This window comes from Tannerella forsythia, assembly GCF_001006485.1.
Taxonomy (GTDB): Bacteria; Bacteroidota; Bacteroidia; order Bacteroidales; family Tannerellaceae; genus Tannerella; species Tannerella forsythia.
Map to the genome: position 1 here is coordinate 205923 of NZ_JUET01000076.1, position 8925 is coordinate 214847.

The following is an 8925-nucleotide window of genomic DNA, read 5'->3' on the forward strand; positions in this document are numbered from 1 at the left end:
GGATTAGTTTCGTTTGTCAAAGAGAGCGATTAAAGCTTTGACATAATCATCTTCCGTTCGAATCGATACGGCATCGACCCGACATTTGTTAAATACCTTGTTCATATCACTTTGTCGCTCTTCCCACCATGTTTTATACAGTGCTCTCACCTGTTTTGACGAGCTGTCTATCCACCGTTCCTTGCCGGTTTCCGCATCCTTGATCTTCATGAGTCCGACATTCGGAAGTTCCGTCTCACGATGATCGTACACCTGAATGGCTACGACATCATGTTTGCGATTGGCAATTGTCAAGGCATCCTGATAGTTGCCCTTATCGATGAAATCGGAAATCAAGAAAGCAGTACACCGCTTCTTGATGGCATTCGTGAGGTATTTGAGCGCTTGACCGAGATCCGTCTGTTTATGATCCGGCTGAAAGTCGATCAATTCGCGGATAATATAAAGGATATGCCGCTTCCCTTTTTGAGGCGGTATAAACTTTTCGATCTGATCCGAAAAGAAAATAACTCCGATTTTATCGTTGTTTTGAATCGCCGAAAAAGCCAGTGTAGCAGCAATTTCCGTGATAACCTCTTTCTTCATCCGACTCACTGTTCCGAAGTCCTTGCTGCCGGACACATCGATCAATAGCATCACGGTCAATTCGCGTTCTTCCTCGAAAACCTTCACATACGGACGAATATAACGCGCCGTGACGTTCCAGTCGATGTCACGAATATCATCACCGAACTGATATTCGCGTACTTCACTGAAAGCCATACCCCGACCTTTGAATGCCGAATGATACTGACCTGCGAAGATGTTACGCGACAGTCCGCGTGTCTTAATTTCTATCTGCCTGACTTTCTTTAAAAGTTCGCTTGTCTCCATTTATATCCATCAAGCCCGGTAAAATACCATCAGGGCACTTCGACTTTATTCAGAATTTCACTGATAATCTCTTCCGATGTGAGGTTGTTAGCCTCCGCCTCATAGCTGAGACCGATGCGGTGACGCATCACATCATGACATACGGCGCGTACATCTTCGGGAATCACATAGCCGCGACGTTTGATAAAGGCATACGCGCGCGCGGCCAGCGCCAGATTGATCGAAGCACGGGGTGAAGCCGCAAAAGCAATCATTGATTTAAGATTAGCCAGATTATATTCGGCAGGGAAGCGGGTTGCGAAAACAATATCGACAATATAACGTTCAATCTTTTCGTCCAGATACACCTCACGCACGATGTTACGCGCCTCAATAATCTGTCGGGTATCGAGCACCGGTTTAATATCCGGCTTTTTACCCGAGATATTCTGACGGATCACCATTTTTTCTTCCTCTTTCTTCGGATAGTTGATCACCACTTTCAGCATGAAACGATCGACTTGTGCTTCGGGAAGCGGATACGTACCTTCCTGTTCGATCGGATTTTGCGTAGCCATTACGAGAAACGGTTCCGGAAGTGTATAGGTCGATTCGCCGATAGTCACCTGACGCTCCTGCATGGCTTCGAGCAACGCACTCTGCACCTTGGCGGGAGCACGGTTGATTTCGTCTGCCAATACGAAGTTGGCGAATACAGGTCCTTGCTTGACGAGAAATTCTTCACTTTTCTGGCTGTATATCATCGTCCCGATCACGTCGGCCGGCAACAAATCCGGTGTAAACTGAATACGACTGTATTTGGCGTCGATTAGTGAAGAAAGTGTTTTAATTGCCAGTGTTTTAGCAAGTCCCGGAACACCTTCCAGCAAGATGTGTCCATCGGAAAGGAGTCCGATCAGCAACGATTCGATCAAATGCTTTTGGCCGACGATGACCTGATTCATTCCCATAGTAATCATGTTTACGAACGAACTGTTATTTTCAATCCGTTCGTTCAATTCTCGAATATCTACTGTTTGATCCATAGATTAAATATATTATATAATTCTGATCTCTGTATGTTCATTTTTGAACGCACAAAAATAGAAAATTCAGGTTGGTATATTAAAGTTTTGCCGTTAAATAATACTAATCACACAACGGGCTGTCACGCTCTAATTTGTTTATTTTTAAAAAGATTATTTTGTCTTGTTCGCCATGATCTTCGACTGTAATTCTTTTGCCTGCGCAATGGAGGCACTGCTTTGGGCATTAATCGCATATACTTCTTTGGCCGGAATCAGAATTTCCATTCCTGCAGGTACGCGATCGGGGTCAGGAATTTTGGCCTTATTGAAATCATAGATATAGACCCAGAAGACTTTATTCCCGTAATATTTTTGCGCAAGCAACGTTAACCGCTCACCCGATGCTACTTTCACACGTGCCATAACGTTATGATCCGACGAGGTGGAAGTGTCTGTTGCTGGCTTCGTCTGTTGAGGAGTTGTTTTCTTGGATGATGTCGATGCTGTAGAAGCTGTTTGCTCTTTCCGCGTAGACGAAGTTGAAGCGACCGGCGATGTTGCGGTGCTTTCGTTCGTTCCGGAAGCAGTCACCCCGGACGTATCGACGTTTTCGCTTTTTTCTGACTCTTGCACCGCGGCGGAGTCGCCGGGCAAAAGAAACGAATCATCCGTCGTCTGTGTATGCTGTGTTGTGCTGTTAAACTCCTCGTACGATAAACGATCATAGTAGAAATAATAGAATATTCCCACCCCTAACAGCAACAATAACAACGCCAGAATAACATACAGCGAGGTATTCGACGTTTCTTTTTTCTTTTTCTTCACAACGGGCTTGGCGACCGGATGAGATTTCGGTGTTTCGTTCACATGCTGTTCTTTACGCTCATTATTTTCACTCATGATTTCTTGTTTTATGGGTATTATTGTACTTTTTTGTAATGTTTCCCGATTTGCGGCAGATGCGCGATGACTCCCGATTGCACGTTCTTCCGACGGTCCATCGTCGGGCTCTTTCTCGATTTCTTTATCCGTCATCTTATATCCTTCTTTGATCTCATCTTCAGAAGGAAGTACTGAAAGCGGGGCCGGATTTTCTTCGGGTTTCGGAGCTATATCTTCTGTTGCTTTCGTAACTTCTCTGACAGGCTTCTGAACCGGTTCTTCTGCGGTTATGGGTTCATCGTTTTCATCTTCTTCGTCATCATTAGAAAGACCGGATGAAGCCGTTTCACTGTTCTCCGTTTCATTGGCTTCGATGGCTTCGAAAAAAGCAAACGGTCGATTAATCTTTTCTTTGAGTATCTTATCGGGAAGGAAAGACAGCTTGTGATGCGCGGGAATGACAATTCGCTCTCCGGTATTGACATGTACGCTCTCCCGTTCTTTTACCGGAATCACTTTAAAACTGCCGATCCCTTTTATTCTTACGACCCCGTTATGGGTAATTACGTCGTTGATTACTGCTATCAACGTTTCAATAAATGTCTCAATGTCTGCCTTTTCTCTGCCGGTCTTCGCCGTCAAGATTTCGGCGATATCGTAGATCGATAATTTCTCATCCATGGCTGTCCAATGTTTTTAAATACGCCTTTAATGTTGCAACCGGTTTAAAAACAGGTACGAGTTTAGGAGGGATCAGATAACGTTTGTTGTTGATTGGATTGGCTAAAAAGCGTTCGTCTTTTTTCTTTGCTTCGAACTGTCCCAATCCATGCAAACTGACGATATCGCTACTTGCAAGTTTATCGCCTATTACCTCACAGAAAGCATCCAGCATTCGTTCTGTCTCTTCCTGTTCCCAATGAAGCCGGCTCGATAATTCACTGATCAATTCTATATTTTTCATACGCAACCGTTATTATTTTTTAGACATCTATATATTGACCGTTTCTGTATTATTTAATAAAAAAATTAACATTTCTAATCTTATCCAACAATCTTCCCATACAACTCAAACGCTTCCGACGATTCTATCCGCGCAGCATAAAATTTTCCCGGTTGCAGTTTTTGTTCTTTACTGACAAGTACTTCGGGGTCCACTTCGGGCGAGTCATACTCCGTACGGCCGATGTAAAAGTCTTCTTCCCGGTCGAGCATGACTTTAAAGACCTTTCCCACTTTCTCTTTCTGCACTTCGGTCGATATTTTCTGCTGCAACCGCATCAACGTATCCAAACGTTGTTGTTTCACTTCTTCTCCTACATCATCCTGATGATTTTTATACGAATACGTTCCGACTTCATGACTGTATGCAAAAGCGCCCATTCGCTCGAAGCGAACGTCTTGGGCAAACTGCATCAATTCGGCATAGTCATCATCCGTTTCGCCGGGGTAACCGACCATGAGAGTCGTTCGCAGATGAATGCCGGGCACCTCTTCACGGATACGACCGATTAATTCGTAAGTTTCCTGCTTGGTTATTCGGCGACGCATCCGTTTCAACATCGGATCACTGATGTGTTGCAAAGCTATATCAAGGTATTTGCAAACATTTTCACGCTCGCGTATAACCCGCAGTAAGTCATGCGGAAATTGTGACGGATAGCCATAGTGAAGCCGTATCCATTGGATACCGGAAATATCCGACAAGCGTTCGACCAATTCGGGAAGAACAGTTTTATGATAGATATCAAGCCCGTAATATGTTAAGTCTTGCGCAATAAGCTGAATTTCTTTGACTCCTTTGCGTGTCAACAACCGTGCTTCGTCGATGATTTCGTCCATCGGACGTGACCGGTATTTCCCGGTAATAATCGGAATAGAACAGTAAGAGCATGTACGGTTACACCCTTCGGCAATTTTCAGGTAAGCATAATGCCCGGGTGTGGTCACGACACGATCGGTCGATGATTCCGGATGATACGCCTTTCCGATGTCGTTCAATAGCTCTTTCCAGTTGAACTTTCCGTAAAAACGGTCGACAAAAGGAAGTTCTGTTTTCAGCTCTTTCAGAAAACGTTCCGAAAGACAACCCATCACAAAAAGTTTGCCGATGCGGCCTCTGTCTTTTTCTTCGCCTAAGGCCAAGATAAGGTTAATGGATTCTTCCTGTGCATCGCCGATAAAAGCGCACGTGTTGACAACGACAAATTCACCATTCACCTTTTCCGCGTCGTGCGTAACGGTATATCCGTTCAGCTGAAACTGACGCATCAACCGCTCGGAATCAACCAGATTCTTCGAACAACCCAATGTGATGATGTCAACCTTGTTTTTTCTCATGTTCTCCGAACAGTGAATCTACAAATGCTTTCCGGTTAAATATTTGCAAATCTTCCATGCCTTCGCCTAAACCGATGTATTTGACGGGAATCTGGAAATGATCGGAAATACTGATCACGACACCTCCCTTGGCCGTTCCATCCAGTTTCGTGACGGCCAACGCATTGACTTCGGTCGCAGCCGTAAACTGTTTGGCCTGCTCGAAAGCGTTCTGTCCCGTCGAACCGTCGAGCACCAGCAGTACTTCGTCCGGAGCATCGGGCACGACTTTCTTCATGACGTTCTTAATCTTCGTCAACTCGTTCATCAGGTTGATTTTATTATGCAAACGGCCGGCCGTATCGATGATCACCACGTCGGCATCGTTTGCCTGTGCCGAGTTAAGCGTATCGAAAGCAACCGAAGCCGGATCGGATCCCATCTTCTGCTTGACGATTGGCACGCCTACGCGCTCACTCCAGATCACCAACTGTTCCACAGCGGCCGCCCGAAACGTGTCGGCCGCACCCAGATAGACCTTCTTTCCCCGCTTTTTAAACTGATATGCCAACTTGCCGATCGTCGTAGTCTTTCCGACTCCATTGACACCAACCACCATGATGACATAAGGTTTCTTGCCTTCGGGAACAAAAAAATCTTCCATATCTTCCGTTTTATTCTCCGTGAGCAAAGTAGCGATTTCCTCGCGTAAAATCGTCGTTAATTCGCTTGTAGATATATATTTGTCTTTTGCAGCACGTTTCTCGATACGTTCGATGATTTTCAGGGTGGTGCTGACTCCTACGTCCGACGTAATCAATACTTCTTCCAACTCATCCAACACCGAGTCATCTACTTTACTCTTCCCGACGATAGCCTTGGTGATTTTCGAAAAGACACTTTCCTTCGTTTTGGATAATCCTTTATCTAATGTCTCTTTCTTCTCCTTGCTGAAAAACTCAAAAAAGCCCATTGCTTACTAATAATATATGTTCTGGCTACAAAGGTACATGATTTTTTAATTAAAACCTATCATTTAGGCCTAAGTGATTATTACTTCTTCTCAAGTGTTTGTTAAATGACAAAAACGTTCCTTGCAAAGCGACCAAAATTCCTCTCTGAATTCATTTCCTTACATATCTATAATTCGCTCCCCCCTCAATACTTCTTATGCCCGGTAATTCATTCAATTTCCACCTTATACTTCATCTTTGGGAGGTGGGCAAAATATCTTGAGAAAATCTGAATTTATGCATTCACAAAGACTTCCGACTCCGCAAAAATTTGTTATCTTTGCGCACACAACGATCAAAACAAGAAATATCATGAAAGGAAAAAAAATCATTGGATCCGTCTTTCTAATGGCTTTATGTGCCGGATGTGGAAACAGCCATCAAGAAAAAGAAACCGGGATCATCACAGTCGATGTGCATGCCGATTATCCGGAGAAAAAACTGATGCTTCAGGATATTCTGGAGGTGGAATATATTCCGCTCGAAACGAGCGATGAATTCATCACCCAAGGCTATGTGCTGGACATCGGTGACCGGTACATTTTAGCCAAAAACCGAACACCCGACGGCGATATTTTTCTCTTTGACCGACAAACGGGGAAAGGCATCAGAAAAATAAACAGAAAAGGACAAGGAGCCGAAGAATATACATCCATCTACCGAATCGTACTGGACGAAGCCAATGACGAAATGTTTGTCAATTGTATGCCCATGAGGAAAATATTCGTGTATGACTTGGAAGGTCGTTTCAAACGGAGTTTCAACCACGCGGACAGCACTTCGTATTCGGTTCTCTTCAATTATGACAGGGAACATCTGATTAGCTATGACATGTCCATATACTATAAGGAAGGAATGCCTTCGGAAGGCCGGTCCTCTCACGCCATTATCTCGAAGCAGGACGGGAGCGTGACACGGAAGATTCCGATTCCTTTCGAAATTGTCAAAGCGCCTATTATACAAAAAGAAGGCATTGCTATAAATACCATCCAATCGATAGTGCCTTGGCACGACAAGTTTCTGCTTATCGAAACATCGACCGATACGGTTTATTTGTCGGAAGGAAACACCATCCGTCCGTTTTTAGTAAAAACCGCCTCCGAAGATCCTCAGATACTCCTTACGATGGGCACGATGACCAACCGTTATTATTTTCTGCAAACGATTAAGAAAGAATTTGATTTCACGACCGGAAATGGATTTCCAAGAACCGATTTGATGTATGATACGGAAGAAAAAGCCCTATACCGCGCGACCGTATTCAATGCCGATTACGACAAGCATGAAGTGAATATGAATTCAAACCCGGTAAACGGCACAATCGCGGCATTCAATATACTGACAGCCGATCAGCTTGTTGAAGCGTATGAAAAAGATGAGCTGAAAGGCCCACTCAAGGACATTGTCGCACAATTGGACGAAGAAGCGAATCCCGTGCTCGTTGTCATGAAGTATAAAGCAAAGAAATAGTCCGTTCGGTAACAGGTTCTAACGGGTTCGGAAGAATATTTCGATACGTTCCAAACGGTATTCGGGTGCGTCCAAAAAGGTACCCAACCTAATTCGTCCATAATAACGAAAACTCGCGACGCTTCCATTTTTTTACGCACGAATTATATTCGGCACTTTTAAATGCCACCTTGTTTCCGGCACAGTCAAAAAAACGAAGCTGCTGTTCCATACTCGAATTCGTCGAATCTTCGATAGCTATGATTTCCTTTTCCGGACCTCTATAGACGAGAATACGAGTCGGCCTGTATATTGAAGATCGGAGTATAATGGAAGCGATTTCCTTTTCTAACCACTGCGGTTTTTTAGCTCCACATACTGAAACATTTAACTTATCGAGGGAAGATTCATTGTCTTTTTTGCATCCGGAAATAAACGGAAGCAAGCAAACCCACATTGTAACAAACAACTTAAAAGCAAAAGTTTTCATCGGATATAAAATTTATGATGTATATCGTATGCCTTGGCAACATTCAGTCAATAAACGGGCCTATTTCTTGCAATTCTTTGAGATTTGGCTGATTAAAAAATCATTGAACGCTTCGTCGTTATAGATCCCGTACCGGAATTCGTGTGTGCCGCAATAGTCGGATAGGGCTTTTAATATGGCATCTTCTTTTTCTATGGATAATAATCGAATAATCAGTTGCAGTCCCGTCTGCCTCGTTATAAATGGAGCGCTATCCTTGTCCTCAAATTTGATTTTCTGCTTATCCAGCGACAAATATAGAAGCTCTTTCCGCTGACTGGAGTGTAATCCCGATAAAAACGCCGTTTGCCCCATCAGGTATTCAACACAAGCCATTCGATCCGCTTCTTTATCAACCGTCGAAGAGTAACCTTTTTGATATGCTTTGCCATGTGCTGCATAATACTCCTTATACTGAGCAAATCCGGATAAACTCTTCTTCAACGATTTGCACTCGTCAGATGATGTAATCTCATCTTCTGTTTCCTTAGAGAGCTTAAACAGCTCCTGATACTTGTCGCTGATTTTAGAACCATCTTCTTGCTGACATGCCATTATGCCTATAAATACACTCAAAATCAAAACCATTCGTTTCATTTTTCTTTGTTTTTTATGTTATTTATTTCGTGTCGTAATATAAAAATCTTCAATTTCATTGGCACAGTTAGTGATTAAAACATGATATTACGATAAAAAGTTTTAATGAATATCCGTATATTTGCCCAGAAATAATTATCTTTGCAAAAAAAATAAGGCAATGACACTGATCGATTTTTTATCTCACTTTCCAGACGAAGAAAGCTGCAAGCAAAAGTTTAAGGCATATCGCGACCAAGTAGGAGTTGTTTGTTCC

The 8925-nt window shown here is 43.4% G+C and carries 8 protein-coding genes and 1 pseudogene; 2 read left to right on the plus strand and 7 right to left on the minus strand.

Features of this window, described 5'->3' with window-relative positions; genetic code table 11:
- Nucleotides 1–3: 3 nt before the first annotated feature.
- From Tanf_RS07325 to ftsY, 6 genes are all read right to left on the minus strand, one after another.
- Nucleotides 4–873 carry a DUF58 domain-containing protein gene (locus Tanf_RS07325; RefSeq protein ID WP_046825402.1) on the minus strand — a complete coding sequence of 290 codons (870 nt, stop codon included), beginning with the start codon at nt 871–873 and terminating at the stop codon, nt 4–6.
- A gap of 29 nt (nt 874–902) precedes the next feature.
- Complete coding sequence (locus Tanf_RS07330; RefSeq protein WP_014225999.1) at nt 903–1898, minus strand: AAA family ATPase; 996 nt, start codon at nt 1896–1898, stop codon at nt 903–905.
- A gap of 153 nt (nt 1899–2051) precedes the next feature.
- The gene (locus Tanf_RS07335) at nt 2052–3443 is read right to left on the minus strand and encodes an HU family DNA-binding protein (protein ID WP_046825403.1); all 1392 of its coding nucleotides are present in this window, start codon (nt 3441–3443) and stop codon (nt 2052–2054) included.
- Nucleotides 3436–3726, minus strand: coding sequence for an HU family DNA-binding protein (locus Tanf_RS07340; RefSeq protein ID WP_014226001.1), 291 nt, complete (start codon nt 3724–3726; stop codon nt 3436–3438). The genes Tanf_RS07335 and Tanf_RS07340 overlap by 8 nt, the downstream gene beginning before the upstream one ends.
- A gap of 80 nt (nt 3727–3806) precedes the next feature.
- Nucleotides 3807–5102: a 30S ribosomal protein S12 methylthiotransferase RimO gene (gene rimO / locus Tanf_RS07345; RefSeq protein WP_046825404.1), complete on the minus strand. Its 1296-nt coding sequence runs from the start codon at nt 5100–5102 to the stop codon at nt 3807–3809.
- The gene (gene ftsY, locus Tanf_RS07350; RefSeq protein WP_046825405.1) at nt 5083–6054 is read right to left on the minus strand and encodes a signal recognition particle-docking protein FtsY; all 972 of its coding nucleotides are present in this window, start codon (nt 6052–6054) and stop codon (nt 5083–5085) included. The genes rimO and ftsY overlap by 20 nt, the downstream gene beginning before the upstream one ends.
- Before the next feature lie 352 nt (nt 6055–6406).
- On the opposite strand from ftsY, the gene Tanf_RS07355 reads away from it, so the two are divergent.
- A complete protein-coding gene (locus Tanf_RS07355; protein WP_046825406.1) occupies nt 6407–7564 on the plus strand; it encodes a DUF4934 domain-containing protein in 1158 nt (385 codons plus the stop codon).
- Between the two features lie 529 nt (nt 7565–8093).
- Here Tanf_RS07355 and Tanf_RS07365 read toward each other — a convergent pair.
- A complete protein-coding gene (locus Tanf_RS07365; RefSeq protein ID WP_046825407.1) occupies nt 8094–8669 on the minus strand; it encodes a hypothetical protein in 576 nt (191 codons plus the stop codon).
- A 160-nt stretch (nt 8670–8829) separates the two neighbouring features.
- Between Tanf_RS07365 and Tanf_RS14790 the strand changes: the two are divergent.
- Nucleotides 8830–8925, plus strand: a pseudogene (locus Tanf_RS14790) (IS1595 family transposase); the annotation flags it as partial.